This window comes from Halalkalibacter suaedae (assembly GCF_017939705.1).
In the GTDB taxonomy this organism is placed as follows: domain Bacteria; phylum Bacillota; class Bacilli; order Bacillales; family Bacillaceae_D; genus Halalkalibacter; species Halalkalibacter suaedae.
The window spans coordinates 21231-47005 of record NZ_JAGKSQ010000010.1 but is presented as its reverse complement, the minus strand read 5'-3'; the positions used below and the strand labels follow the sequence as shown (position 1 = coordinate 47005).

38 protein-coding genes are annotated in these 25775 nt (G+C 33.9%); 34 read left to right on the top strand and 4 right to left on the bottom strand.

What is annotated here, in order from left to right:
- Positions 1–24 precede the first annotated feature (24 nt).
- Positions 25–657 (bottom strand): HNH endonuclease family protein, encoded by a 633-nt coding sequence (locus J7W16_RS18595; RefSeq protein ID WP_210598992.1) that lies wholly within the window; start codon positions 655–657, stop codon positions 25–27.
- Positions 658–985: 328 nt separating this feature from the next.
- Between J7W16_RS18595 and J7W16_RS18590 the strand changes: the two genes are divergently transcribed.
- The 18 genes from J7W16_RS18590 to J7W16_RS18505 all read left to right on the top strand — a co-directional run bounded on the left by J7W16_RS18590 (position 986) and on the right by J7W16_RS18505 (position 11381).
- The gene (locus tag J7W16_RS18590) at positions 986–1294 is read left to right on the top strand and encodes a hypothetical protein (protein ID WP_210598991.1); all 309 of its coding nucleotides are present in this window, start codon (positions 986–988) and stop codon (positions 1292–1294) included.
- A gap of 302 nt (positions 1295–1596) precedes the next feature.
- Positions 1597–2052: a hypothetical protein gene (locus J7W16_RS18585; RefSeq protein ID WP_210598990.1), complete on the top strand. Its 456-nt coding sequence runs from the start codon at positions 1597–1599 to the stop codon at positions 2050–2052.
- Between the two features lie 369 nt (positions 2053–2421).
- Positions 2422–2973: a GNAT family N-acetyltransferase gene (locus tag J7W16_RS18580; protein ID WP_210598989.1), complete on the top strand. Its 552-nt coding sequence runs from the start codon at positions 2422–2424 to the stop codon at positions 2971–2973.
- Positions 2974–3072: 99 nt separating this feature from the next.
- The gene (locus tag J7W16_RS22520; protein WP_210598988.1) at positions 3073–3390 is read left to right on the top strand and encodes a TIGR04104 family putative zinc finger protein; all 318 of its coding nucleotides are present in this window, start codon (positions 3073–3075) and stop codon (positions 3388–3390) included.
- A gap of 132 nt (positions 3391–3522) precedes the next feature.
- On the top strand, positions 3523–3987 hold the full coding sequence (locus J7W16_RS18570; RefSeq protein ID WP_210598987.1) for a DUF4279 domain-containing protein: 465 nt from the start codon (positions 3523–3525) through the stop codon (positions 3985–3987).
- Positions 3988–4319: 332 nt separating this feature from the next.
- Positions 4320–4733, top strand: a complete 414-nt coding sequence (locus J7W16_RS18565) for a hypothetical protein (RefSeq protein ID WP_210598986.1) — start codon at positions 4320–4322, stop codon at positions 4731–4733.
- Between the two features lie 266 nt (positions 4734–4999).
- Entirely contained in the window at positions 5000–5212 is a 213-nt protein-coding gene (locus J7W16_RS18560) for a helix-turn-helix transcriptional regulator (protein ID WP_210598985.1), read from the top strand.
- A gap of 1 nt (position 5213) precedes the next feature.
- Complete coding sequence (locus tag J7W16_RS18555) at positions 5214–5612, top strand: hypothetical protein (RefSeq protein ID WP_210598984.1); 399 nt, start codon at positions 5214–5216, stop codon at positions 5610–5612.
- Positions 5613–5614: 2 nt separating this feature from the next.
- Positions 5615–6259 (top strand): stage II sporulation protein M, encoded by a 645-nt coding sequence (locus tag J7W16_RS18550; RefSeq protein ID WP_210598983.1) that lies wholly within the window; start codon positions 5615–5617, stop codon positions 6257–6259.
- 364 nt (positions 6260–6623) lie between these two features.
- Positions 6624–7364, top strand: coding sequence for a type I methionyl aminopeptidase (map, locus tag J7W16_RS18545; RefSeq protein WP_210598982.1), 741 nt, complete (start codon positions 6624–6626; stop codon positions 7362–7364).
- A 131-nt stretch (positions 7365–7495) separates the two neighbouring features.
- Positions 7496–7690, top strand: a complete 195-nt coding sequence (locus J7W16_RS18540; RefSeq protein WP_210598981.1) for a hypothetical protein — start codon at positions 7496–7498, stop codon at positions 7688–7690.
- A gap of 261 nt (positions 7691–7951) precedes the next feature.
- Positions 7952–8467, top strand: a complete 516-nt coding sequence (locus J7W16_RS18535) for a hypothetical protein (protein WP_210598980.1) — start codon at positions 7952–7954, stop codon at positions 8465–8467.
- Positions 8468–8590: 123 nt separating this feature from the next.
- Positions 8591–8785: a hypothetical protein gene (locus tag J7W16_RS18530; RefSeq protein ID WP_210598979.1), complete on the top strand. Its 195-nt coding sequence runs from the start codon at positions 8591–8593 to the stop codon at positions 8783–8785.
- Between the two features lie 148 nt (positions 8786–8933).
- Entirely contained in the window at positions 8934–9086 is a 153-nt protein-coding gene (locus J7W16_RS18525; RefSeq protein ID WP_210598978.1) for a hypothetical protein, read from the top strand.
- Between the two features lie 414 nt (positions 9087–9500).
- Positions 9501–9887 (top strand): hypothetical protein, encoded by a 387-nt coding sequence (locus J7W16_RS18520; RefSeq protein WP_246880103.1) that lies wholly within the window; start codon positions 9501–9503, stop codon positions 9885–9887.
- A gap of 163 nt (positions 9888–10050) precedes the next feature.
- The gene (locus tag J7W16_RS18515; RefSeq protein ID WP_210598977.1) at positions 10051–10344 is read left to right on the top strand and encodes a hypothetical protein; all 294 of its coding nucleotides are present in this window, start codon (positions 10051–10053) and stop codon (positions 10342–10344) included.
- 48 nt (positions 10345–10392) lie between these two features.
- Positions 10393–10779 carry a hypothetical protein gene (locus J7W16_RS18510; RefSeq protein WP_210598976.1) on the top strand — a complete coding sequence of 129 codons (387 nt, stop codon included), beginning with the start codon at positions 10393–10395 and terminating at the stop codon, positions 10777–10779.
- A gap of 230 nt (positions 10780–11009) precedes the next feature.
- The gene (locus J7W16_RS18505) at positions 11010–11381 is read left to right on the top strand and encodes a YxiJ family protein (protein WP_210598975.1); all 372 of its coding nucleotides are present in this window, start codon (positions 11010–11012) and stop codon (positions 11379–11381) included.
- 103 nt (positions 11382–11484) lie between these two features.
- Here the strand turns inward: J7W16_RS18505 and J7W16_RS18500 are convergent, their stop codons facing one another.
- The gene (locus J7W16_RS18500; protein ID WP_210598974.1) at positions 11485–11982 is read right to left on the bottom strand and encodes a DUF6147 family protein; all 498 of its coding nucleotides are present in this window, start codon (positions 11980–11982) and stop codon (positions 11485–11487) included.
- A gap of 326 nt (positions 11983–12308) precedes the next feature.
- Here J7W16_RS18500 and J7W16_RS18495 point away from each other — a divergent pair, with 326 nt between their 5' ends.
- From J7W16_RS18495 to J7W16_RS18475, 5 genes are all read left to right on the top strand, one after another.
- Positions 12309–12500, top strand: a complete 192-nt coding sequence (locus J7W16_RS18495; RefSeq protein WP_210598973.1) for a hypothetical protein — start codon at positions 12309–12311, stop codon at positions 12498–12500.
- Between the two features lie 188 nt (positions 12501–12688).
- Positions 12689–13723, top strand: coding sequence for a hypothetical protein (locus J7W16_RS18490; protein ID WP_210598972.1), 1035 nt, complete (start codon positions 12689–12691; stop codon positions 13721–13723).
- 465 nt (positions 13724–14188) lie between these two features.
- Positions 14189–14764, top strand: coding sequence for an RNA polymerase sigma factor (locus J7W16_RS18485; RefSeq protein ID WP_210598971.1), 576 nt, complete (start codon positions 14189–14191; stop codon positions 14762–14764).
- Entirely contained in the window at positions 14751–15503 is a 753-nt protein-coding gene (locus J7W16_RS18480; protein ID WP_210598970.1) for a DUF4367 domain-containing protein, read from the top strand. Before J7W16_RS18485 ends, J7W16_RS18480 begins: the two co-directional genes overlap by 14 nt.
- Before the next feature lie 195 nt (positions 15504–15698).
- Positions 15699–16169: a GNAT family N-acetyltransferase gene (locus J7W16_RS18475; RefSeq protein ID WP_210598969.1), complete on the top strand. Its 471-nt coding sequence runs from the start codon at positions 15699–15701 to the stop codon at positions 16167–16169.
- Between the two features lie 64 nt (positions 16170–16233).
- Here J7W16_RS18475 and J7W16_RS18470 read toward each other — a convergent pair whose 3' ends face one another.
- Complete coding sequence (locus tag J7W16_RS18470; RefSeq protein WP_210598968.1) at positions 16234–16422, bottom strand: hypothetical protein; 189 nt, start codon at positions 16420–16422, stop codon at positions 16234–16236.
- Between the two features lie 247 nt (positions 16423–16669).
- On the opposite strand from J7W16_RS18470, the gene J7W16_RS18465 reads away from it, so the two are divergent.
- The 11 genes from J7W16_RS18465 (at position 16670) to J7W16_RS18415 (ending at position 25091) form a co-directional block, all read left to right on the top strand.
- Complete coding sequence (locus tag J7W16_RS18465; RefSeq protein ID WP_210598967.1) at positions 16670–16867, top strand: hypothetical protein; 198 nt, start codon at positions 16670–16672, stop codon at positions 16865–16867.
- Positions 16868–17010: 143 nt separating this feature from the next.
- Entirely contained in the window at positions 17011–17211 is a 201-nt protein-coding gene (locus J7W16_RS18460) for a hypothetical protein (RefSeq protein WP_210598966.1), read from the top strand.
- 287 nt (positions 17212–17498) lie between these two features.
- A complete protein-coding gene (locus tag J7W16_RS18455) occupies positions 17499–17927 on the top strand; it encodes an NUDIX hydrolase (RefSeq protein ID WP_210598965.1) in 429 nt (142 codons plus the stop codon).
- Between the two features lie 376 nt (positions 17928–18303).
- Positions 18304–19095, top strand: coding sequence for a class I SAM-dependent methyltransferase (locus J7W16_RS18450; protein WP_210598964.1), 792 nt, complete (start codon positions 18304–18306; stop codon positions 19093–19095).
- A gap of 256 nt (positions 19096–19351) precedes the next feature.
- Positions 19352–19618, top strand: coding sequence for a hypothetical protein (locus tag J7W16_RS18445; RefSeq protein ID WP_210598963.1), 267 nt, complete (start codon positions 19352–19354; stop codon positions 19616–19618).
- 832 nt (positions 19619–20450) lie between these two features.
- The gene (ltrA, locus tag J7W16_RS18440) at positions 20451–22268 is read left to right on the top strand and encodes a group II intron reverse transcriptase/maturase (protein WP_472924499.1); all 1818 of its coding nucleotides are present in this window, start codon (positions 20451–20453) and stop codon (positions 22266–22268) included.
- Positions 22269–22491: 223 nt separating this feature from the next.
- Positions 22492–22902: a hypothetical protein gene (locus J7W16_RS18435; protein ID WP_210598962.1), complete on the top strand. Its 411-nt coding sequence runs from the start codon at positions 22492–22494 to the stop codon at positions 22900–22902.
- A gap of 330 nt (positions 22903–23232) precedes the next feature.
- Positions 23233–23511, top strand: a complete 279-nt coding sequence (locus J7W16_RS18430) for a hypothetical protein (protein ID WP_210598961.1) — start codon at positions 23233–23235, stop codon at positions 23509–23511.
- Positions 23512–23582: 71 nt separating this feature from the next.
- Entirely contained in the window at positions 23583–24038 is a 456-nt protein-coding gene (locus J7W16_RS18425) for a DinB family protein (RefSeq protein WP_210598960.1), read from the top strand.
- A gap of 137 nt (positions 24039–24175) precedes the next feature.
- Positions 24176–24604, top strand: coding sequence for a stage III sporulation protein AH (locus tag J7W16_RS18420; protein ID WP_210598959.1), 429 nt, complete (start codon positions 24176–24178; stop codon positions 24602–24604).
- Between the two features lie 34 nt (positions 24605–24638).
- A complete protein-coding gene (locus tag J7W16_RS18415; RefSeq protein WP_210598958.1) occupies positions 24639–25091 on the top strand; it encodes a DUF4279 domain-containing protein in 453 nt (150 codons plus the stop codon).
- A 320-nt stretch (positions 25092–25411) separates the two neighbouring features.
- Here the strand turns inward: J7W16_RS18415 and J7W16_RS18410 are convergent, their stop codons facing one another.
- Positions 25412–25594, bottom strand: a complete 183-nt coding sequence (locus J7W16_RS18410) for a helix-turn-helix domain-containing protein (protein WP_210598957.1) — start codon at positions 25592–25594, stop codon at positions 25412–25414.
- Positions 25595–25775 lie beyond the last annotated feature (181 nt).

Below are 25775 nucleotides of genomic sequence, written 5' to 3'. Positions count from 1 at the left end.
TCCTTGTAAAATATAGTGATGAATCTAGTATGAGCAGGTGTTGAGCATTGTTTGCAGAGAAGATTTTTCCGAAGACTGTAGGCTCAGGTCCCAACTGTATTTGGTGTTGATCCACCACTTCGCGTAAGCACAATGTGCACTGTAACGTGGGGGCTGCCATGTTGAAGGGTCTTGGTCACCTTTTGAGCGGTTGACACTTGCCGTTACTGCGATCAGGTGTGGGCCACTAAGGTCATTTGCGAATTCTTGGCGCTTTTTCGTCGTCCAGCTACTAGCCCCAGAACGCCAAGCTTCAGCCAAAGGTACAATGTGATCAACATCGATTTCGGATGGTGAATATACTGTGATACCGTCGAAGTAACTGTACCACTTTCCAGATGTTACAGGACAATTGCCGCTATAGTAGTCAGCGTCACGCTGAAGCACCAATTGGCGAGTATCACATCCATTTCCCTGGCTGCTCCAGTGTGGGAACAAAGTGCGAGAGTAGCCGGACATTGAGCCTTCGGACTTTACTGTCAGTGCGTTAAGCTGAGATTGAGCTGCTGATTTTGAAGGTGTTCCAGGTGGAAACGCAGCGGCTGTCTGCAGGTCAAATTGCAAAGCAGTAAACGACAGAATTAATGCAAAAATAAACATCAACGATTTCTTCAACATAGAAAAATCCCCCAATATGAAATTTTTTTACTAACACTTATACGGATATAAGTTCTACTAAACTAGCACTTCGCTATTTACAATGATAGTACATGGTGAATTTTGTTAACAAGTTAATAATTTGTAAATATCAACGCGGGGACGGTTCTTTTGTTTCTTATCCCTGGTTTGTTTGTTTTATATTGAACGGAGTACATAAATGATAAGAGAAATAAAGAAGAAGGATGAACATATTTAGACTAGGAAAAAACAGTTTTCTCCTAGGTTATTAATAAAGGAAATAAATGTTAAACTTTAAGTATAGCTCAATAAAAATGAGGTGATCTCGATGAAAAAAGCCTTCAGTTTTGTAATGATGACTCTGTTATTATTGCTTACGGCCTGTGGTTATACAGTCAAGACTCCAACGACTACTTCTTCCATGTTGATTGTTGTGGAGAAAGGTTATTCGAGCGAGGACGAGGAATATTGGATCAAAGCTTATGACCCAAACAACCAAACGAAGGAAGAAGCGTTTAGGATTATAGTGCAAGATGAACTAGCCTGGGGATTAATTGAGAAGAATAAAGAATATATATCTGCGTACACAACAGAAGAAAATAGTCCACGGGTTTTAGAGACAATGGAGCCTGCATAAGAAACATCGTCAATTAGGAGCTTATCTGTACGAAGCAATTATGCTCTTTCACGATAGTGATAGGTTAGCCTAAGAAGAATAAATGGAATTTCCATAGAGGCTGCTGGTTAAACAGATTATTAAAAATATAAAAGGGGAGGTGAGGTGTGAATTTGATTTATAAATAGGTCTTCAGCTAAACAGGGCATTCAAGTTTCCTAGGTAACTGAGAGCAATTCTAAAAGGAGAGAGGATTGCATTTTTCTTATTGAAGTATAGTGGCAGAGAAAATGAAAAGCGAAAAATGAGATATAGGTGGGCATATGGAACAAATAAAAATAGGAGCTTGGACTATTGCGATAGATGTAGGTAAAACAACGAGTTTTTATGATGAATGTCACTTAATTACTGAGGATTGTAAGTGTGATTACTGTGCTAATTATGTTTTAGCTTGTGAGAAACTCCCCCAAAGTGTGAAAGATCTCTTTCATTCGCTTGGCATTGACCCTAGAAAAGAGGGTGAGGTTTCTCATTATTTGGAGAATAAAGATGGAACTCATTTGTATCATGTCTTTTATCATATTGTCGGTACAATAATTGAAGGCCCTGAATTATGGGCTCCAACTACGGAAGAAAGTGAAACATCATCGCCAAACTGTGTAGAACAGAATGGAATTGATATAGGCTTTAGCGAGGATTTAGATTTAGTGCCTGAAGAGTTCCCAACACCAACTATTCAGTTTGAAATACAAATGAATGTTCCGTGGATATTCAGCTAACATAGGGTGATTGCTGAACAGGTTTAGTCCGTTATTTTACTATCGGGCAAACAGGATAACGGGGAAGGAGAAGGTTGTGAATAATTTAGGTCTTTATTTTATTATAGGTATCCCAATTTTTGGCCTTATTCTTCTCCTTAGATTTTCTGGACTGATTGGAAACCCAGCATTTCTTGTAATAGTTACTATCTTTATTTTCTTCTTACACTTTCTAAGAAAGAAGTTACAAATCCATTTTAAACTGTAGAAGCTCGTTAACTATCTGAGAGATTAATTCAAGTAGGGTTAGAGCTGCAGTTGTTGAATGATCGGGGTAGGGTTGTATTGATAATTTAATAAGAAGCAAATATATGTAAAGGGGTTTTTACCATGAAGGAGCAAAGGTTTTTCCCTGAATTAGAGACTAACAGATTAAAATTAAGAAACGTCAAAGATGCTGATACCGAGTTTATCTTTAAACTTTTCAGTAATGAAAAGATATGTGAATTTCTATATGATGAAGAGATATTTACGAAAAAAGAGGATGCAATCGAATATATTGAGTGGAATAGAAATCCAGAAGAAAAAGGGTACAATAGATGGATTATAGAGAAAAAAGACAGCATTGAAGAGATTGGTACCTGTGGGTTTCATTTATGGGACAGAACAAATCATATTGCTGAAATAGGGTATGATTTGTGGTATGAATTTTGGGGATTAGGATATATGAAAGAGGCATTGATCGCAGCAATAGAGAGTGGCTTTAGTAATATGAAACTAAATAGGATAAATGCATATGTAGCTGTGGAAAACAAAAAGTCATCAAAAACATTAGAAAGCTTAGGTTTCAGAAATGAAGGGATTTATCGTGACAAACATTTGTTTAGAGGAAAATACTATGACCATTTTTCCTATTCACTTCTAAAGAAAGATTGGAATTAACAATAGTACTTCAACTAAAGCTCCCGATTGCTTAACAGGGTATTCGCCTTTCTTTGTTGAAGTCAGGAGAAGTGATATTTCAAGAGGAGGGGTTCTGTTGTGCAAAAATGCGAGAAATGTTTAACCGCTTTTAGCTGGAGCCGAATTTACAAATCCCAAATTGGAAATAATCAACCTTTGAATTGCAAGGAATGTAATACAGAACATTTTATAGAGACGCCTTCAAAGGTTGTAGTTTCTTTGATGATGCTACCTATACTTATATTAACGCTATTTTTAATAGAGAAGTTTCTATATACTTCACTTATTTATTATCTATTGGCAGTTTTGATATCAATAGTTATTCCTTCATTTTTATTTCCCTTCATTGCTACATTCCAATCCAAATATCGTACTAATTATAGGTCGGATTACTAAAAAATTGGTACAGTTATATTCAACTAAATGGGTGGCGAGAGTTGAAGATCAAGACGGATCGGCAGCTCTTTTTCTTTATTGAAATAACGGTGCAGGTTAGGGTTATAAAAATCTAAAATTATGAGGTGGAAAATGGAAAAAACAAATAGTTATACTTATTTTTCAATAGGGAGTAAAGCAGAAATAGACCATAGAGGCTTAGTTGCTTATGAAAATGGTATTTTCAATCCAAATGATATAACGAAGCTACTTGGAATCCAACCATTTAGCAGTTGGAACTATGGTGATACAAGAAAGAATGGTTCGAAGTATTTGTTTTCGCAATGGGCTGCTGAAAAATCGAACATAGGTAGGTTAGATGTTGAAGCACAATGCATGGACACAATTAAAAATTTAAAAAATAAAATATCACTGTTAAAGGAAATCAAGGAACAATATGATGTAGATTATGTAATTATGATTGTTCCCAGTATTTATGGCGAAGAGCAACCATTAATGGGGTTTAATGAAGAAATAATTGAATTCTGCTATCTAACAGGTACAACCATTGAGGTTGATATGTATGTGTATCCAGAAGAAGTTGAGAGTGGTATATAGATACTATAATCATGTAATCATGGGGACGGTTCTCATGTTTCTTTTTTGCTTTTTGCCTTCTCGAAATGTTAATGACGGTGTGATTAGCTGTTAATTACGGAGACGATTACTTAATTGCTAATCGTCTCTACTTCAAATATGACTAAATACTGTGTAGCGACTTTACTATGGTTTTGGAAAATATAAACAGGATTTCGTTATCTCTGATATGATTTAGTTAGAAGGTATGTGATATTGTGAAGGATTTCATTTAAATTAAAGGGCAGATTAATTTAAGAAGCCATATCGGGCATACTAACCTTTAATGATTTTTCTGATTGGAGATGTAGGTTATGATTACAATTGCTAATGCTGAAAGCCACCTCAAAAATAGAACTGGTGAAATCACAAAAGATGTTCAAAAAGTGTGGGAAGAATTTAAGTTATTCGCAAAAGAAACTGTTGTAGGTGAAGAAGAAAAAGCCATATTATTTCAGTGTGGGATGTATGACTTCACAGGTGAAAAACTATTTTATTATGATTTTGTTAGACAATTCACTGATGGAAATGGTGACATTCAGCAATTACATTGTGAATTCGTTTTTGAACCGATTAAGGAGTTTAAGAAATTAGAAGCATCTGAATGGTATTTTGACACAGATGGTGATGTAGATGACTTTTTTAATGAAATAGAAAATCTTGATGAATTCAAAGTTCCAATGAACCATCCTCCACTTAGATTTAATTTATATCAAGAAGAGGCTTAACATCTTTCACTAACGGAGTGCTATATTTCAATAACAACGATTGTTTATTCCTTTTTAAGGAGGAAGAGTGGTTTAATTCAAAATCCGACAAGATTTATTTATATACAAAACAGTCAGTCCTTTTTTATATAGGTGCTGACTGTTTTTAGTTCACAAGTAATAAGATGAATTTGTATCACTTAAAATGTAATGTTGACATTACATTTTAAGTTTTATACTATTAGGTTATGTAATGCATACGTTACATTTTGGGAAGGGTGTAATTCATGAAGCATGGGGTGCGAAATTCTGTCAAAGAATTTAGGAAGGAGAAAGGTATCACACAGGACCAATTGGCTGAAAGTATATCCGTCACAAGACAGACGATTATAGCGATTGAAAAACAACGATATGAACCATCTATTGGTACTGCACTTAAATTAGCAACTACTTTAGAAACTACGCTTGAAAAATTATTTTGGATTGAAGGAGAGGAATAAAATGAATCTAACGTATCGAAGCAATTTTCTTTTGCGCATGGTGATTCCACTGTTTCTGTTTATTAGTTATTTTTTCATCTCACACTCTAAACTAACACTAGTCATTGCTATTTTAGCAACAATTCAATTGATTACTTTTGGTCTTGGTATTCAGAAGAAAGGCAGTTGGAATAAGATTAATCTTCAGCATGACCAACGTACACGAGAAAATGCCTTATTTGCAGGAAATCTTATGTATTGGTTAACTATACTCGTTTTACTTATTGGGACGTTGCTAATTCAAAACTCGATAATTACTATTACATATCCGAAGTTGATTGGATACCTAATCTTAATTAGTTTAATTTTAAGATGGATGGTACGAGATTACTTAAATAATCAAGAAGAAACGGAGGATTAAAGATGAAGAAAGTCTATTCGGAGGAATTTGAGATTTACAAAAAAAAGTATCAAAAAAGCTTTCGATGGACTTTCATTTTTGCAATTATTATTGCGATATTTTGTTTCACATTATCTTTTTTTATGGCTGATTTTTTCATAAAACAAACAAAAGTAATTGCTGAAAATATAGCTAACAATATAGCTGAAATGTCAGGTGAAAAAACAAGTAGACTGTCAAATATACAAACATTCTTAGTGATTTTTTGGAACAACCTCAAGATAGGGATCATTGCAATATTATTTGGATTAATCCCTTTCTATCGATTGCCTTCCTTATTTGCAATTTTACAATTTGTTATAGTTGGTGTTGTATTTGGGGGACTTTATGCAATGGGACACAATGTAATAGGTGCATTTGCTTATAGTTTTTTACCTCACGCCCTCATTGAACTTACTGCACTTATTTATTGCACAGCAATAGGGAACTTTCTTAATCGAAATATCTTAACAAAAGTATACTTTCATAAAAAGAAAGATTCAGAACCAATCGGAAAACTATTAAAGCAATCTTTAAGAAGCTACATAATAGTTGTTATGCCATTATTGTTTATAGCTGCTTTTGTAGAAGGTTTTATTACTTCTCGATTATCAGAATTTTTTTTATAATAAAGAGAGGAAACTAGGTGAATCTCTATTTGGAGGATTAATCCCAGCTATTAATTGATTAAAAAATTGCTTCAAAAAGAGAAAGGGTTGTGAATAGTTTCACTTAAAGTAACGGGGAGCAAACCTTCAAGAAGCAGGGATTGTTCTTTTCTTCTTGAAGCAGGATACTTGAATGTTTAACATTTCATGAAACATCCAGGTAGTTTATTCGTAGAAGTTAGAAGAGTGATAGGCCGAACAATTAAAACGAATAAGGTTAATAAGATTTTCTTCAACAAACGTGAGCGTTCCTTTAAGAAGAAGGGACTCCCCTGTTCATACTTAAATAATTTATTGACAATAAAAATAATGAGGTAGGAAAAAAATGATTGCAAAAACAGAAGAAGATTTTATTGGTTTGAAGGAAATCGGAAAGATTATTGCGTTCATTAGAGATGAAATGCAACAAAGAACCATTCCTGGCATAACGACGAAAGAACTTGATGATGTAGCGAGAGAACTTTTAGAAAAAGCAGGTGCTGTTTCAGCTCCAAAAGGTGAATATAATTTTCCAGGTTACACGTGTATTAGCCTAAATCAAGAAGTTGCACATGGTATTCCTGGTGATCGAGTTATCCAAGAAGGGGATCTAGTAAATATCGATGTGTCTGCTTCGAAGAACGGTTATTTCGCTGATACAGGAATCTCATTTGTCGTAGGAGAAGGAGACGAGGAATTAACGAGACTGTGTAAGATTGCTAAGGAGGCATTTGAAGCAGGTCTTAAGAAAGCAAAACCCGGATCCAAATTAAGTAGAATAGGAAAAGCGGTATTTGAAACAGCTAGCCAAAATGGATTCACTGTTATTAATAACCTAACTGGACATGGTGTTGGACGTAACATACACGAAGCACCTGAACATATTTTAAATTTCTACGATCCATGGGATAAGGAAATATTAAAGGAAGGAATGGTTATCGCATTCGAACCATTTATCTCAACCTTTGAAGAAGAGGTATTCCTAAAGGAAGACGGTTGGACCTATGCTACAGAAAAAAGCTATGTAGCACAATTAGAGCATACGATTATTCTTACTAAAAATGGACCCATTGTTGTGACACTTTAATCAACAAACAGGAGCAAACCTTCAAGAAGCAGGGATTGTTCTTTTCTTATTGAAGTATATAATGCCACTTTAATAAGGACATAGTGTACCTATCAATCTAATTTAAGCTAGAAAAGGAGATGGACAAAAACATGCAAAAAATAGTCTCTATGTTATTTGTTTTACTTCTTTTATTATTAGCTGCTTGTGGGAATTCTCAATCTAAAATTACTCAAGCCGGAGCAGAATCAATTGTTGTGCAAGACCTCACAGAAAACTTCAGCAAAGATAAAGATAAAATTAAAAAAAAAATCTGTCAGCAAAGGTTGGGGGAAGTACATCGTTGATTGGGAAATCGACAAGGATTGCGAATTTGGGACTATTCAAGTAGATGACGAGAACGGTGACTTGCTCGAATATGAGGAATCAAATTGTTAAGCTAATGAATTTATTAAAGATGTAATCTTCAGCTAAATAGGAGCTTTAATGAATAAGCATTTGCGAAGAATTTTGTAGGAGTAATTATTATGATAAAAAGGTATTCCAGTGTATTTGCTTATATATTAGCATACATCATGTTCGTATTATAAAAGAAAGGAAGTAATTAGTTGGAAGAAAAAAAGTTTTATAACTCTAGAATTTTTATGTTGTTAGCATTAATTGTTTTTGGTTATTTGTTCTTCTGGATTGCTAAATTTACTACTTACTCTATATTAACATTTGAAATGAATTGGAAATATTGGGCGGGTATGGTTGTTAAACTATTATTTTCCTTCATTTGCTTACGTGTAATCGTTTATACGTTTAAACAAATAATAAATCCAACATTAGTTATAACTTTGACTGAAGCAGGTGTAATTGTTGAAAAAGATAAAAGAGACGTTGAAATTGGATGGGAGGATATAGAATCTTATATGATTTGTGGAAAGCCTAGCCATAGTGGTGGCACATTGCTTAATTTATATCTTTTCCTTAACGATGGAATAGCTTCTAACACTGTTCCTAAAGAGTTAAAAATTGAATATCATTTTATGAAAAACAAAAAAATTCTGATAAAAGCCTTTGAAGAAAATAAAATTAAAGAACTTCCACCAAATTATGAATTCGTTAAAAACATTAAATGAAGTATAAATAGTTGTACAAAAACTTAGAGGGCGAGAATTGAATAAGAAAATGCAGTCAGTTAGTGCTGATCGTTTTGTTATATAAGGAGCAGGATATTGATTATTTGAAAGGAAGTGTATATATTGATAGACGATAATATAAAAGGAAGAATTGAGCAGTTGGATAAAAATGATGCACAAGCAATGATAAAAATTATTTATGGGTTTGTTGAAACTGCAATGACTGGAAATGTTGGAGATAAAATGAAGTTAGACTGTTTGGATCGAATATCTAATTTTCACAATAGCATTTCAGATCTGAAAGAGTCAACTAATTAAGATAGTATATAGATTTTGTGAAAAAGTGTACTTAAAGTAACGGGTGCAATCCTTAAAGAAGATACGATTGTCCTTTTTCTTATTGAAGTATAGGACGTATAGAAGCAGTTTACTATTACAAGGAATAAGTAATTGAGGGGTTTATAATATGGATTTTTATTTAGTTTTACTAGTATTTAGCATACCTGTGACAGTTGCTGTTCTTTTGATATGGGTATACAGAATTAAGAAGAATAGTGAAACTCAATTAGAGCAAAACGAAAGAATTATTCAACTGTTAGAAAAGCGAAGTAAAGAATGAAATAAAGGATTGTTATATTTTTAACTGTTCATGAAAACTTTTGTTAATGTCTTTTTGTTGTTCAACTATATGGAGCGATTGCTGAACAGCAGCAGTCGCTTTTTTATAATCATGGGGACGGTTCTCATGTTTCTTTTTTGCCTTCTCGGAATGTTAATGACGGTGTGATTAGCTGTTAATTACGGAGACGATTACTTAATTGCTAATCGTCTCTACTTCAAATATGACTAAATACTGTGTAGCGACTTTACTATGGTTTTGGAAAATATAAACAGGAATTCGTTATCTCTGATATGATTTAGTTAGAAGGTGTGTAATATTGTGAAGAATTTCACTTGAAATAAATGACAGTTTAGTTGAAGATGGAACTTTTGATAGAGAATAACCGTCTATATATAAAAAGGGGGTAATACGTTGGTTCAAAAATTATTTTATGTCTTGATTACATTTGTATTATTTATGATTACTGGATGCTCTAATGGAGGGGAAACAACAAAAGTAACAATTGATAGTATTGATGCTGAAGAAGTAATAACATTAGACCCTGATGCTGATATTTTTCAGTATGATGGATTAATCTACAAAACTAATATCGATTGGGTAGAAGAATTGTCTTTAACAAAAGACGTTAAAATCGGTGAAATAAAAACAAAAAATGATACTAATACAGATTTCAAAGATGAAATGGCAAATAAACTTCCAGTTGGTGCAAAGATTTTTTCAGCCAAGGAAAGAGGAGATATTTTAATCGTTGAATTAGAAGGAGAAATCTTGAAATACCTTGCAATTGTTGAAGGGTAATCCATTTTGTAATCGTTAAACTGTAAAAGTTTGTGAAAAGGTGTACTTAAGCTAACTGGGAGCATTCCTTCAACAAGGAGTGCTCCTTTTTATGTCACAGAAAAGGAAATTAATGTTAAACTAAAGGGCGGATGTGGTAACTTGTATTGAAGGGGGAGTTATCTTGGATACATCAATGACTACTATTATCGTTGGGCTCTTAATACCATTTATACTAATTGTAGCTTCTGTTTATTGGACAATGAAAATCAATTATTCAAAAAGGTTTACACCAATTATAATGCTTGTGTTATTGGCTATTTTAGTTTTTCTAGTACCAGCAATTCTTGCCTCTTTTGGCATAATTGGTGGAGGTTTTGGTATAGCGATTATCAGTGTTTATTTTTCTGTTTCATTGGTATTGGGTACTTTAGTAAACCTTATAGTAGTTTTCACTATTAAGAAAAAATCGCTTTAATATTTTACTATGGGGTAGATTAGTAGAACTAGGGTAATTAGTCAGGGGATGGTTTTTATTTATAAATTAATGGCAATAGTATTCTTCATAGTAATGATGGTTGGTTGTAGACACAATAGTAATTCTTGTGAGGTATTAGAGGAAGAAGTAAACCAAAGTACAGAAGGGGAGTTTGGTATTACTCCAAATACTGATGGAAAACAAACAATTACCGTATTTATAGAAGAAAACCCTACAGAACATTTCAAAGTTAAATTAAGGAAATCCATGAATGTTTGTAATGTAGACCATATTGTTTACTTTATTAACCCTGATCCTGTTTATACAGAGCATTTCGATATTAAGATACTCCCTTCCATTATAATTGGTGGACCAAATGAAGAAGTGCTTCTACAGACACAAAGCCTTAAAGCTATAAAAAAACATTTTGAGTAATTCTTAAACTTAAGACAGTTTTAGTTCAACAAACGGAGTGCGATTGCTTAATAAAGGGTAATCGCTCTTTATGGTTGAATTAATTAACTAACGAGACAGAATCCTTGAATAAGACCAGTTTAGGTTCTAATACTAAACTGAGGTGGAATTTATGAAAAAACTAAAGCAGTTTAGTGCAATAGTAAAAACATGAGAAATTAGAAAAATGCTTACTTAAGGAGAGGGGAATTATGGATAATATTATAAATCAACTAACTGAAATAAAAAATGATTTGAGTAAGCCCTTTCCTTATAGTGATATTGATAAAATCCAAGAAGACTTTTCTGCTGATTTCTTGAAGCTATTGGAAGACGAAGATTTTTTAACGGGTGATTTTAATACTTACTGTATGAATATTGCAGGTACTCTGAGCTATGTTTTAGCTAGGAATACAAGCCAAATACCAAAATGTCAAATTAGTGATTTAGAAATGTCTTTCTTTCAACAATTTGCTCAATATACATTTTTTGAAGACAAAATTGATAACTATAAAGAGTTCTTTCAGGAGTATAAAAATTTCGAGAAAACAAGACAATTGTTAGTACGATTGCTAAAAAAATAATAACTTGTTTATTAAAGTAACTGGGAGTGTTATTGCAACAAAAAGCCTTCATCTCGATTCAATTCCGCTCAAAATGAAGGCTCTTTACATAATGTTTTTCTATTTACTTTGCGGTAAGATATGAAGAGTAGGCAGTGGTACTTTCTGAACTGGAGCCATCAACAATCCAATGGTATGTTTTTGTTCTATAAAGTGAGCCCTTTATTAGGCTGACTTTTTTGCTTGTTTCAACCGTTCTCGAATTAATAGCTGAGGCAGAATCAGCTTTAAATAAATCAACCCATCTTTTCTGATCAGAATTCCATTTTTGTAAGTAGACATCAACACCTATGCTGTCTACTTGTTGTTTAGCATGAGTTTCTCCACCTATGTCAGCTTGACCATACTGAGCTAGACGGAGGTAGTTATAGCCAGCTTCCATGTATCTGTAAGCCTGAATTGAAAAGCGAATGTCTATGGAAGATTCACCTAAATCACTCTTTGCTGCAACTCCCTCAGTTGGTCTTTCATTTACCTTTTGTTTTGCATCTGCAGATATTTCTGTTGTTCCCCATAACAATACAGCTATAATAGCAACTAGTAAGAATCTAAATAGTTTCAAATGAAAACCTCCTAATATAGTAGTCACTATATAGACGTATCAATTCGATAAACCGATGCTCTCTTTTTAAAAATTCGAATCTTTAGATTCCTAAACTACGTCTTATAGATGAGATTTTCAATAGGGGGTATTATATATGAAGTATAAAGGATTGTTTATTTTGTTTCTTTTATTTGGACTTTTTGATGACAGCAGGTGTTGGAATTAACAGAACTTCCTAGTAACACCTATGGGATTAATAGTGGAACACCCATGGCAGATGTGGTTTTCGAGAAGAGTTAGCTGACATAATGTCATTAACATAACATAATGGTGGGGGGATCTTAATGGGATTTTTAATTTACGCTTCGGTTTTCATCAATCCTGTATTAGCAATCGTTTTTTGTATTAATCTAGTTGAGATATTGAAGAAGGTATCTGGAAACCAGAAGGAGGATACAGCCAAAAATACATTTTGGATGACTCTTGCTTTTGTCTATATCGTAGGAACTATAACAATATCAAGTTTTATCAGCTGAAATATGAAATTCATGAAATAGCACCGACTATAAGTTGGTGCTATTTTAAATTTTGTAAAAAATAATATTTTCTTCCAAATTGCGAATCGAAATCTAGTGATTAGTCGTCATAGTTTTTAAGAATTGAAGAAAGGAGGAGCACTTACGAGTCTAGTTAGTAACTTAATTTAAGCAAAGGTGGGATTATAGTGAAAAAATTGTTGTCATTTATATTAATTGTTTCATTTGTATTCGCATTTCCATTGAGCGGCTTTGCCGCAAAGTCTGATAGCGTGAATAATGGGGATAAAAGTAAATTATTTGAAAAATTAGGGTACGAAAATCTAAGCACACTTGAAGCCAATCCAGAAGATACTTTTTTAAATGAAAAGGAACCTGTTGGACAAAAGGTCGAACTAAATTCGAAAAGTAAATTAAAAACTCAAAAACAACTAAAATTAAAGAATAAAGATTTTTTAAGATATGCAGAGCTTGGTTTTTCAAAGGAAGAAGTATTAGATTTTACTGAAGCTGACATTGCAAAGCTTCAAGATAAACATGGTAGCTTAGTTAGCGTAGAAGATACATATTATAAGGTTACCAAAGAAGGTTCAGAAGTTGTACCTGAAGATGAAGCGTTAATTGAAATCGAAAAAGCTAAGAATCAAACAGTAAATAATCATGGAGAAGTGAGCACGCAGGCTTTTAAAGCGGTTCCTGATACGGAAGATTTAAGTTGGATGAAAATGACTACAACTGTTTCTTCCTTAGGTAACAATAAATATGCAATTAAAAACAGTTACACTTGGAAGACTGAACCAGTTTTTGTACTACAAGATGCAGTAGGAATAAGCTATTCTAGTCACTTAACTTATTTAGCTAATTCAGAGTATCTCAAGTATACTTATGATCGATATCAAAATGTATTTGGTGGTAATTATTATGATACTAAGAGTGGATACGTATGGTCCGCACAAGATAAAGATCCAGGTGTAGCTTTTAGGTATGATCTAAAAGGAAGAGATGGAGATTATGTTTGTGTAAACCATCGAGGTTTTGCATACGTAGAAATAGAAAGATCAAATAAGAATTACACATCAGCAAATGCTTATGGACATTACTCTCATACAGAGGTGGCAATTGCAGGTAGTATTGGTGTGAAAATCAGCACCAACAATTTGTCTGTTACCGGTGCAACAAAAGTAACAAAAATGGATAGTACGGGTGTAACGATTTATTTTTAAATAGTAACTGATCTATTAGTAATGAGTTATAACAGTAGAAAAAGAGGAGGCTCCAATCAGGGAGTCTCCTTTTATTTTCATATGATTATTCTACCTGAATGTGAGTTGAGAAAATCCAATACAGCTCAATTGCCGGCTCAACTATTAGCACCAGGTATATTAGTTCCAAGGCACATTAAAACACAAAAAATGCAAATCTTCTTTTCTAACAAAAATCCTCCTTTTTGATTAAAGTGCATGTAGTCGACTATGAAGCTTTGTCCCTTAGTAAATCGCTTATTCAATCCCAACTCACATCCCTTACAATAAGTAACAGCCTACAAAGGAAACAAGATTTGATGTACTAGTCTTAAAAATACAGCACTAAACAGACGGGGATTAAGTAAACTAGAGTGAAAATATAAAAAGGAATGTAAGTTTTTACATAATTTATGATATTCTTGGACTAGAGGGGAGGGGTTTTGTGTGTTTGGAAAGAAGAGAAAACAAGAAAAGACAAAGGATTACGAGAAATTATTGTATGATCAGTATTTTCAACTAGTCTATAAAACCGCATACTATATTGTCAAAGATCCTCATTGGGCACAGGACATCACACAAGAAACCTTTTTGAAGATTTTCAACAATATTGATCAGCTTCAGGATGGCAGTAAATTAAAAGGGTGGATTGGACGTATTGCGACCACAACTTCAATTGATTTCTTACGTAAGAAAAATAAGCGAAGCGAAACGCCAACAGATGACGTCTATATAGAGATAGAAAGTAATAGGACTTCTATCAGTCACACAGTAGAGAAGGAATTTGAATTAAATTTATTAAAAAAACAAGTGAAATTGGCATTGTCTGACCTAAAGCCAGAGTACAAGGAGGTCATTTTGCTCAAATATACATTTGATTTGAAAGATGCCGAAATATCTGAGGCCATCGGATTGAGTGTAAGTGCTACAAAGTCAAGGCTACATCGAGCGAAACAGAGTTTGCGAGAGGTTTATGTCAAACAGAATAGTGGAGAGGAGGTTACATTGTATGAATCACAGTAAGTTTGATCAATTTGTGAAAGATGTCCTTGAAGAGGAATTAGAAGGTAGCCCTCCACCTATTTCTTCAAAGGATGACATTTGGAGACAAATACAAAAGAAACAACATTCTAGCAAGAAATCAAAATCTAAAAGACGAAATGTCATGTATGCTGCAGCTATACTATTCTTAGCTTTTGGTGGTTCGATTGTGTTTCCTCAACAAAGCTCTTCTTTTGGCTTTATTACAAATCTATTTTCAGACGTGCAAGGAACGGTTAAAAATACGTTTATCACATCATCTGATGAAACTGAATTTGAGTCTTCAACACCTACAAACGAATATGTACATGAAGATGGCCAATTAGTGATTGAACAAATGTCACTAGAAGAGGCACAAAAAGCAACTACTTTTCCCATTATTACACCTGGTTATATTCCAGAAGGTTTTTCTCTCGTTGATGTAACAATCGTAAAAAGAGAGGGTCAATTGAGTAACGATATAAGTCTTAATTATCAAAGTGATGAGGATCGAGCATTTAGAATCAAACAACAATCAGTGGAAGAGGGTATGGCCGTTGGACTCGCGACTGATATTGAAGATACCCTTGTTGAAGATATTGTCATTCATGGCCAACCTGCTACATTAATGATCTTTGAGAGTGAAAAGTCGGAGATATTGTGGGTTACACAACAACATTATTTCTCTATAAAAGGCGAGCTGTCTCGTGAGGAAATTGAAAAGGTAGCAAACAGTTTGTAAGAACTGATCTGAAGACTATAACAAAGATCATCATTTATTTAATAGTAACATAGGAAACAGCGTATCTTGAGTACAGGATAGAGTTTATTAACTCTACCCTGTCACGCCTTATTACACTATTGGAGCAGGATAGCGAAATTGGATAGTATACCTTATGCAGGAAAAATGTATTTCAAGGGTATTTGGAGGTTTTAAGTGCTATATGTAGATAATATAAATAAAGAAAATTGGATAGATGTCATTCTATTATGTAGTGGTGAAGACCAAAAAAATAAAATATTTGAAGAAATGATTGCTTCAAATTGTTTATCAATTGCTCAAGCAAGTATTGAAGAGGGTTGGACGATAAAAGCTATATATAATGGAGACACTCTAATTGGATTCACTATGTACGGATACTCAAGTGAACTAAAAGGATATGAACTTTGTAGATTAATGATTGATTACCATTTTCAAGGTGAAGGATTTGGTAAAGAGGCCTTAGAACTTGTTGTTTTGGAAATGCAGAAAGAATATGAATGCACGGAAATTCTGATATGTTTTGAGCCGGATAACATCAGAGCAAAGAACCTTTACGAGAGTTTCGGTTTTATAAATACAGGAAAAACAGTAAAAGGAAATGTCGATGAATTAATCTTTTCTTTGAAACTGAGTACATCTATATGACATGCTTTTTCAAAACGGATCAAGAGTTGAAGATCACGACGGATCAACAGCTCTTTTTTCTTTCTTAATAATCCTTTTTTTTCGATCTAGTAAGCCAAGAAAGAATGAAAATGACAAACATTACTACAATGCTCTGTAAAAAATGGTTTAACAGATTCAACTCACTACTTCGGAAGTAATCGATCAATGTTAACAGAATAAATAAAATCACTCCTAAAATAATAGCAAGATTAATCCTCTGTTTAAAATTCAACAACTCTCACTCCTTAGAAGTTATTCTTTATTAAGTGTACACCATCATCTAATATTTATAAATGTAACTAAATATTAGGTGATGCGAAATCGGGTGTGATCCGTTTTTTTGATAGGAGATTATGAAGTATTCTACGTAAAGCAAATGGTGGCTTTTCTGCAAGAATGCTCTTTCTGTGTCAGTGAAAAGGAAATTAATGTTAAACTATGAAAGCGAAAGTCTTAAAAAATTATAGGAGGCCTGAAATTTGTTTGTTGGTCGTGTTTTATACATATTAGGTTTAATCTTTGTGTTTTTTAGTATTATTCTATTGATAGTGACACTCTTTAATAGTCAGGACATCTTTTTTCCTATTCTTGGTATACTAAATGGTTTTATTGCGATGGGGATTGGTGAGTTAGTTATTGATTTAAACCATAGAAAAAGAGAAGAATCAAAAAAATAACTGGGTACGATTCTTTTTCTAGCAGGTTGAGATGTGAAATAGCAGTAGTTGCTATTTCACTATTGAGGCAGGGGTGTCTAACAAGAAAGGAAAATTATTTGAAATTATTAAGGAAATTAAATTTTATTATTGCAGTAGTAGTATTGAGTACAATTTTTTATCATCATTTTATTGATAGTATCGAATTTTCAATGAATATACTCTCTTCGTTATTAGCTATAATGTTTTTACTATTCGGGTTAGAAAAGGTTAAAGAAAAAGATGGTGACAAGAAACTTGGCTATGCCTATTTAACTGTTGCATTGGTCCTTTTTACGGGAATGATATTGGTCATCTTTGGCTAAAGGAGGCAAGAGTTGAAGATGAAGATGGATCAGCAGCTCTTTTTTCTTTATTGAAGTAACGGGCTGGATTGTGGAACAACGGTAAGACGAGAAGAGGTTACGATAAGTGGACTCTTTGGAATGGCATTGCTTCTATTCGGGGGCTATCATTTACAAGTGAAAAGCCGAATGATGTCGTACATATATTTCGTTTCTGGTTTTATTTTTATCATTGGTATTTTAATAACTGGATTTGGGTTTCAATTATAGGCGGAGTTTATTGTGCTAAGAAGGGAGTTCGTGAATAGATGAAGAAAGGAACCATTCGAGCAATTGCTATTTGTGTATTTAAGAAAAAAGATTCAATCCTTGTTTGCGAAGGGTTTGACGAGTTTAAACAAGAGTATTATTATCGTCCAATTGGTGGTGGGATTGAATACGGGGAAACAAGTTCTAATGCGTTAAAGAGAGAAGTTCTTGAGGAAATTGGTGCCAACATAATAAACGTACACTTTTTAGGTGTAACCGAAAATATATTTACTTATAATGGGGACCTTGGACATGAAATAGTCTTTGTATATGATGCAGAATTTGTTGACAAGTCGTTTTATGAGAAACCTTCTTTTGAGGGATACGAAGATAATGGGGTAGCGTTCAAATTGTATTGGAAGCCAATAAGTGATTTTAAAAATAGTAAATTAAAGTTGGTTCCAGAGAATTTAATAATGTTGCTTTAAAATTGCTTGAAACCTTCTTTTTCGTTAAACATGGGGACGGTTCTCTTGTTCTTTTTACTTTCTGGATTAGAAAGGTGATATGCATTCCCTTTTTGTAGACTAAGAAAGAAATGCAAAAGATTGTAGGAAATAAAGTAGTAACATCAGAGATGAAAGTGATGGAGTACAAAGGTCGGTGCCTAAACTTAGTAAGATTCGGGTATAGTATTAGTGTACTAAAGTCAAAGTAAATCAAACAGAAAATAAGCGTCCAATAGTCCCCCTCGCATTTATAGGTGGGGACTATTGGACGCTTACATATAGGTTTATAGAATTATGCTAAAATGTAAAACAATGCATGATTGAAACTTAGAAGATGAATGAGGTAGGTGGAACTATGGAACAGAAGCAACATTTAATTGACGCATTTACGAAAAGTTTACCTGACTATCTTAGTGATGTTGAAAACCCTTCTGGTAAGCTTTTTTATTCGATCACATGGAATCAGATTGAGGCTCATTTAAAAAAAGAAAGACCATTAAAAATCCTAGATATCGGGTGTGGGTTTGGGTTAACAAGTAATTGGCTATCGGAGCTCGGACATGAAGTAACAGGTATCGATATTACCCCAGATATGATTGAAACTGCAAGACAAAAAGCGGAGGAAAAGGGGCTGAACATAAGGTTTCTAGTTGGGGATGTGACTAGTTTAGAACCGATACTCCAAAGTGAGGCGTTTGATTTTATTCTTTGCCACAATGTTCTTGGGTATATGGAAAATCCAACTGAAATCTTGGAAAAACTTCAATCGCTTCTTACACAAGATGGTTATATTTCAATAATCAATCATAATCCTGCGTCTAAGGTTTTAAAAAAGGCTTTGGTAGAAGAAGATCTAACTCAGGCAAAGGAAGTCATTGGAGAAGAACAGGAATTCAACCCTCTAATTGGAGCTGTTGTACATCAATACAGTACAGAGACGTACTACAAATGGTTTGATCTACTGAAATTCCAATTGACGAAGCACTATGGGATTCGATGTGTGTTTGATTATCTTCATGAAAAGAGTACGCTGCAGCATGCCAGTCATGTTGATGATCTTCTTGCACTTGAATCAGAACTAGGGAAGATCAGTCCTTACAAAGATATTGCTTTCTTTTCCCACTTTATTATTCAAAGAACTACATAGGAAACGCGAGGAAACGCGGGGACGGTTCTCGTGTTTCCTTTTACTTTTTGGATTAGAAAGGTGAGGAGTGAAGGACGAAGGAAAGACTTGTCTGAATTAGGCAGATTATTGGAATTGAAAAAGGGAGGGCAATTGGAAACGCGAGAACCGTCCCCCTGTGTCTCTCTGTTTCTCTGTTTCTGGAAAGGAAATTAATGTTAAAATAAAGATGGTTTAATTCAAGAAGCCATTAGTATTAGAATGGAGATTAGAAGAAATGAGTACAATCAATTTAAGAACAAAAATATTTTATTATCTATCCTTAACTCTTTTTATTTTTGGTATTATTTCATGGGTGCCTTATCTGGTTTTTGACATTCAAGAACCCTATGGAATGTTAACATTTATTCTTAGCCCGATAGGTTTTTACTTCGGTTACTTAGCAAAGAATAGACTTTTAGCATTAAGCAATTTAGCTATGCTATTTAGTTTTGTTCCAGTGGTTATTTTTGTTTACTCAACAAAAGGTTATATTCCAATGTGAGTTTTATGAGTAATGTAGTCGAATATTTTTTTGTGAATTACGTCACTTAAACAAACGGGAGCAAGAGTTGTGCGAAATGTTCCTAGTTTAAATGGAGGGTGGTCACATCACTCTAGTAAAGGCTAGGCAGTTCCTATTGGAACTGAAGGGTTATATCGAAGAATCAAATGATGGGGTAACGCCCTGAAAGGTTCTCTCTTAATCGATTAGCACTGAAATTAGTAAGAATGATAGTGTTAAGAGCTCGGTGAAAAGGCGTAAGAACTTACCGTAACAGTGAATTTTAGCTGACGAAAACCTAACCGCGGGGGAGGTGTAAATCATGACGCTTGAGTTAAATGAATATGGTGAGAATGCAAATAAACCTAAAAGAAAAGGTTAAGCTGACAAACTTCTGAATGTACGGGTCTAGACGCTCAATACATAGAAATGTGTATATCACTATATTGTGAGGTTAGCAGTGGATGAGTAAGACTAACTCATATGAAAGTCCATGATATGTTACAGGCATATGAACGGCTAACAGGCTTACAGGGAGCACCTAAGTTCAATTTTATAATAGATATAATTCAACATTGTAAGCTGATAACGCAGAGGGCTTACTCCTAATGAAGCGGTGATAAGGAAAGTAATAACGAGAGTAGTTATTGTATAACTTATCTTTATATCAGTGAAAGTGGTGGCACAGTACCGATGAAAGGTCTAATCAACCCGAAGGGATAGCCACTAGACTAATGAAGAATCATTCAACCATGTAAGACAGTTCTTTATCGATTAATAAGGTTCTTGTGAGACTAATAGAGGTTCAACTCCCAAGGGAGTCACCGACTTGTTGAAACGGAAGAAACTGAGACACAGTGAGTATTATGATATGCAACATTGCTTTGATAATCTGTACGCTCAAAGTGTTAATGGTCAAAATTTCTATGATTTAATGAAACTGATTATTTCCAATGAAAATATACGTCTTGCTTATCGAAATATTAAAAGAAACACAGGGAGTAAAACAGCAGGGACAAACAATCTAACGATTGATGATATTAAACACTTGTCAGTAAAAGAAGTAATTGAACACATTCAAACTATGTCTCAAGCATATGAACCCGAAAGTGTTCGACGAGTTTTTATTCCTAAAACAAATGGGAAAGTAAGACCACTTGGAATCCCAACGATATGGGATAGAATTTTTCAACAATGCATTTTACAAGTAATAGAACCCATTTGTGAGGCGAAATTTCATAAACATAGCTATGGCTTTAGACCAAACAGAAACACTCATCATGCAAAAGCGAGGTTAGAATCGCTGATCAATATGGTGGGTCTTTATCATTGCATAGATGTAGATATAAAAGGATTTTTTGATAATGTCCACCACAGTAAATTACTTAAACAAATCTGGTCGATAGGAATAAAAGATAAAACATTACTCTCCATTGTTTCCAAGCTATTAAATGCAGAAATCATTGGAGAAGGTGTACCAACTAAAGGAACCCCGCAAGGAGGTATCCTTTCGCCACTTTTATCTAATATTGTACTAAATGAACTAGATTGGTGGGTGAGTAATCAATGGGAAACTTTTCAAAGCAACCATAATTATAAACATAATGGAAGCAAAGTGAAGGAACTCAAGAAATCTAACTTAAAAGAATGCTACATTGTAAGATATGCAGATGATTTCAAGGTATTATGCCGTACTCGGTCACAAGCTATTAAAATGAATTACGCCATTAAGGATTTTCTTAAAACCAGGTTACATCTTGAGACAAGTGATGAAAAATCAAAAGTTATTAACTTAAAAAAGAATTCGTCAGAATTCCTTGGATTCTCTCTCAGAGTAATAAGAAAAGGAAAGACTAGATTTGGTTATGTAGCCAAATCTGATATGACGAAGAAAGCAAAGTCCAATGCACTTATAAAGATTAAGGATTCTATAAAAACAATTCAGAAAAAGCCATGTGCCGAAACCGTTTGGCACTATAATACTGTCGTAATGGGAATACAAAACTATTACGCAGCAGCTACTCAAATCTCTAAAAACTTAAGTGAGTTGTCCTCCCATCTAAACAAGACACTATATAATCGACTGAAAAATATCAGAACTGAAGCAAATTTTAATGAGTTGACTAGAACATTACAAAAACGCTATAACGGTTATTCACCAAAATATTATAAAATTCAAGATATGGTGTTTGTGCCAGTTTATGCCCAACGGCATAAAACAAATCTATGTTTCTCCCAAGACATTTGTAACTATACGAGCAGTGGTAGAATAAAGATACACCAGAACCTAAGAGCGATTAATAAAAGTGTACTAAGTTATATCATGAAAAGTTTTATTCCAAATCGAACGATTGAGTATAATGATAACCGCATTAGCAAGTTTATTGCCCAATATGGAAAATGTGCAGTAACAGGTATTGAACTAGGCAAACATGATTGGCACTGTCACCATAAGACACCACATCATCTCTCAAGAGATGATACATACTCAAATTTAATTGTCCTATTTGAGCCTGTTCACAGACTGATACATCTGAAAGATAATAGTAAAATTAAAACTTTAGTAATATCTTTGAAGTTAAATAAAAAGCAAATCCAAATAGTAAATGAACTACGCAAACTATGCAGAAATGACTTAATCATAAATTAGAATAAATAGCTTATTTCACAATACATAGAACTGAATGAATTGGATTAGTTGGAACGCCGTATGCGGTGAAAGTCGCATGTACGGTGTGAACAGGGGGAAAAGGGAGCGATAACTTCAAACCCTTACCTATCTGTATGAAGATCAAGACGGATCAGCAGCTCTTTTTCTTTATTGAAGTAGCGAGGCAGAATAGTCAAAGAAAGTTGAAAAGAGGTGAGTGGAAATGAGTTTAGCTAGTTATATTGGTTGTAATATAGAATTACCGATTACCGATGATGAATATTCGAATGATTCTTTATATATTGGAGGATGTTTTGCAGGCGATAAAGATTTGCAAAATGTAAAGAAATATCAGTTTACTACTCCATATGTTTATGAAGTATCAAGTCATTGGGGAATTGAGATTACGGAATATATGAATCAAAAAACGTGTGCAGAATCAAAAAAGAAGCTACTAGAACTATGTGAAAGAATGAATGGTTATCTTAAACAGGGCGATTATTTTGAGTTGTATAGTTGTTGGGTAGGAGAAGAAGATGAAAAGCGAGAGGGTGAACTATCCTTACATATCAATAACTTCGATATAGACCTGATTAAAATACCTGAAAAAACGTTAGTTAGATTTGAAAAATGAATTTCTTTCTTAAAGTAACAGATCAAAATAATTCAACAATGCTCCAGTGTTAGATCAGAATAGGCAATTAAAAGACTATGAGATGTTAGATTAATGAAGTGATTGATAATCCATTGAGGAAGGAGTTTTGATGGTTGTTAGTTTCATTATATTAGGTAGTGCTGTAGCCAGTGTTGGAGATTAAAGCATATCTATAAAAAGAAAAAACAGAATCTGTTCAAGTAACGAGTGCACTCCTACAAAAGGGTGTTTTTTCTTTGTTAACAAAAAGGAAATTAATGTTAAACTAAAACCAATAGGTGTTTTACACATAGGAAAGGAGAGAATTGGATGTTTAAATTGGTGGTGATTTTGGTACACGTTTTAATATTCCTATTCGCAACTGTTATTGGTTTGGGAGGAGTATATAATCCTGCTCCACCAGACCCAAGTAGAACATATGAGGTTTGGTTCACAGCTATTGCCATTTTTAATATCCTTGTCGTACTATCCACTTTTGTACAGCTAAAGCTAAAAAAAGTATGGGCATTTTCACTAACGGTTTTAGGCTTAGTTGTCTTATTCTATTTCTTACCACACATCGTTCTTTACATTGAAGGTATTTCTTAAAAGGGGCCAACTGGTTAGTCATAGAAAGTAAATGAACCAATACTCTAACAAATGTATAAGGATGATATAAAATGAATAAAACGCTAAGTCAGTTTGAAAAGACGATTGATACTATTTTGGACTTAAAGGAAATATCTGAAGAGATACGAACTGAACCTATTAAAGAAGGAAAATGGTCAATTAGAGAAATCGTGGGCCATCTATATTATTGGGATAAATTCAATCTAGAAAAGATGGTACCCTTAATGGTTCAAGATGCTGATCTACCTAAGTTCCCAGACCATGACGAGCATAACGAAGAGGCGATGACATTTCTTAGAGATTACTCAGTTGAAACGATCATAAATAATTTTGTTGTAACTCGAAAAGAATTAACGGAAAGAATTTCAAGTTTAGACGAAGATGTTAGGTTTACAATTGGTGGAGGGAAAAGAAAGTTCTCAGCAGAAAGTTTTGTGAAGATTTTCGTTAAACACGATGCACACCACCTAAAACAAATCAGTGAAAAATTACATACTTTAAAATAGTACGACCCATATTTAATTTCCCCAGTTAGATAGGGATACCTCTTCAATACTCGTTTCTTCGCAGGATTTTAAACTGCTTGATACTAGAGAACGGGTTGCCATCTGTATGTCGCAAAGTAGTCGGAGGTTAGGTTGATATGTTAACGATTTACAAAAATATAAAGGGCAAACAGTATAAGAAATTAATAGACTTACTCTCAAGGAATTGTAACCGCTTTGCTTTTGTTGAAGATAGACGAATGATGGAAATTGAAGAAGAACGTCTTGCCTTTGTTGATGATATGATTTCAGATATTAAATGGAATTTAATTGAAAAACGAATTCAAAGAGAGTGGGAAACCACTAGACTTAGTGAAGACACAGCTTATGTTTTCTATTTTCACTTGAATCATGCTACAGCTGAATTTTTGAAAGAACGTAGTCACTCTCTCTTTGATTGGATTGGTGAACTACCAGAAGATCTAATGTTTTATCAAGATGAGAAATGTATATTAGCTGTGTGTTCTCACGAAGAGTATTTTTTTGTAGATGAAAGCATTTGGGATCAATTTTTACGAAAGACTTGATCGTCACTAAGTAAAATAAGGAATGGAGTCGTATATGAACAAAACATCGCTATATTCATATATTCTATTTAGTGGAAATGATGATTTCCCATTAGAGGTCGTTACAGAAAGACTTGGCGTGAACCCTACGAAAACTTGTAAAGTAGGAGAACGAGTGGTACCGAATCATCCAATCAATCACTCAGTCCATTTAAATACTGGTTGGTATTTTGAAATAGAAACGAAAGAATCACTAGATGCAGAAGATGTATTACGTCCGCTTCTAGAGGTATTCGAAACAAAGACAGACGCCATTAATCACTTAAAAGAAGAACTTAATTTAAATGTTCAATTAGAGTTAGTTATACAAATGTACAATGGAGATACTCCGGCAGTAGTGGTTTACCCTGAATTTAGTAAGTTTGCTGCAAGTATAGATGCTTTTTTAGACGTTGAGATGTATGTGTATTCGTTTAATGACCCGTATGAACAATCGGGTAAACAGTAATAAAAATGTAATTCTTGTTCAATTAATTGAGAGAGTTCCTGACGTAAAGGGAATGAACACATAAAAAAGAGGTTGGGACATAACTAAAGTGTTTAACTGAAATGCCGAACAAAGCAATTATGTAGCGGATGAAATATACGTAGACTCCTGCGGGATCCAAAAGCCAAGGGTGAGACCCCGCAGTGCGAAGCACGAGGAGGCTCACCGGCTTCCCGCGGAAAGCGAAGTATGTTTCAGGAGCGGTTACGTCCGCCAACCACTATTGTTCGGATTTTCCATTAGTTAAATCACTTTTGTCCCAGCCTCTTTTTTATATCTATTTATATTCTTTCTCCGTTTTTTAACCGTTCAATAAATTCACTTAAATCCTCTTTTTTTACACGCCAATGTCGGCCTATTTTAAAAGCCGGAATTTTCCCTTCTTGTACCAATTTATATGTGGTCATTTCACTGAGTTGAAGATATTCAGCTACTTGGGAAACGGTCATTATTTCTTTCTCCATCTGTATCCCTCCAGAGCAAAGTTTTAACATAATCTTCATCATACTATATTTAGACTTGAAAAACTTCATTTATATAAATAAATATACTCAGTTATAAAAGGTTATATTTAAATATAATTGGTACATATATAATAGCATTTGTGAGAAATAACGAGTAAAAACAAGATTACATTATGTTGTT

Coding starts and splice junctions, on each gene's coding strand:
- J7W16_RS18595 (WP_210598992.1), bottom strand. CDS start 657: ATGTTGAAGAAATCGTTGATGTTTATTTTTGCATTAATTCTGTCGTTT.
- J7W16_RS18590 (WP_210598991.1), top strand. CDS start 986: ATGAAAAAAGCCTTCAGTTTTGTAATGATGACTCTGTTATTATTGCTT.
- J7W16_RS18585 (WP_210598990.1), top strand. CDS start 1,597: ATGGAACAAATAAAAATAGGAGCTTGGACTATTGCGATAGATGTAGGT.
- J7W16_RS18580 (WP_210598989.1), top strand. CDS start 2,422: ATGAAGGAGCAAAGGTTTTTCCCTGAATTAGAGACTAACAGATTAAAA.
- J7W16_RS18570 (WP_210598987.1), top strand. CDS start 3,523: ATGGAAAAAACAAATAGTTATACTTATTTTTCAATAGGGAGTAAAGCA.
- J7W16_RS18565 (WP_210598986.1), top strand. CDS start 4,320: ATGATTACAATTGCTAATGCTGAAAGCCACCTCAAAAATAGAACTGGT.
- J7W16_RS18560 (WP_210598985.1), top strand. CDS start 5,000: ATGAAGCATGGGGTGCGAAATTCTGTCAAAGAATTTAGGAAGGAGAAA.
- J7W16_RS18555 (WP_210598984.1), top strand. CDS start 5,214: ATGAATCTAACGTATCGAAGCAATTTTCTTTTGCGCATGGTGATTCCA.
- J7W16_RS18550 (WP_210598983.1), top strand. CDS start 5,615: ATGAAGAAAGTCTATTCGGAGGAATTTGAGATTTACAAAAAAAAGTAT.
- map (WP_210598982.1), top strand. CDS start 6,624: ATGATTGCAAAAACAGAAGAAGATTTTATTGGTTTGAAGGAAATCGGA.
- J7W16_RS18540 (WP_210598981.1), top strand. CDS start 7,496: ATGCAAAAAATAGTCTCTATGTTATTTGTTTTACTTCTTTTATTATTA.
- J7W16_RS18525 (WP_210598978.1), top strand. CDS start 8,934: ATGGATTTTTATTTAGTTTTACTAGTATTTAGCATACCTGTGACAGTT.
- J7W16_RS18510 (WP_210598976.1), top strand. CDS start 10,393: ATGGTTTTTATTTATAAATTAATGGCAATAGTATTCTTCATAGTAATG.
- J7W16_RS18505 (WP_210598975.1), top strand. CDS start 11,010: ATGGATAATATTATAAATCAACTAACTGAAATAAAAAATGATTTGAGT.
- J7W16_RS18495 (WP_210598973.1), top strand. CDS start 12,309: ATGGGATTTTTAATTTACGCTTCGGTTTTCATCAATCCTGTATTAGCA.
- J7W16_RS18480 (WP_210598970.1), top strand. CDS start 14,751: ATGAATCACAGTAAGTTTGATCAATTTGTGAAAGATGTCCTTGAAGAG.
- J7W16_RS18455 (WP_210598965.1), top strand. CDS start 17,499: ATGAAGAAAGGAACCATTCGAGCAATTGCTATTTGTGTATTTAAGAAA.
- J7W16_RS18450 (WP_210598964.1), top strand. CDS start 18,304: ATGGAACAGAAGCAACATTTAATTGACGCATTTACGAAAAGTTTACCT.
- J7W16_RS18445 (WP_210598963.1), top strand. CDS start 19,352: ATGAGTACAATCAATTTAAGAACAAAAATATTTTATTATCTATCCTTA.
- J7W16_RS18435 (WP_210598962.1), top strand. CDS start 22,492: ATGAGTTTAGCTAGTTATATTGGTTGTAATATAGAATTACCGATTACC.
- J7W16_RS18430 (WP_210598961.1), top strand. CDS start 23,233: ATGTTTAAATTGGTGGTGATTTTGGTACACGTTTTAATATTCCTATTC.
- J7W16_RS18425 (WP_210598960.1), top strand. CDS start 23,583: ATGAATAAAACGCTAAGTCAGTTTGAAAAGACGATTGATACTATTTTG.
- J7W16_RS18420 (WP_210598959.1), top strand. CDS start 24,176: ATGTTAACGATTTACAAAAATATAAAGGGCAAACAGTATAAGAAATTA.
- J7W16_RS18415 (WP_210598958.1), top strand. CDS start 24,639: ATGAACAAAACATCGCTATATTCATATATTCTATTTAGTGGAAATGAT.
- J7W16_RS18410 (WP_210598957.1), bottom strand. CDS start 25,594: ATGGAGAAAGAAATAATGACCGTTTCCCAAGTAGCTGAATATCTTCAA.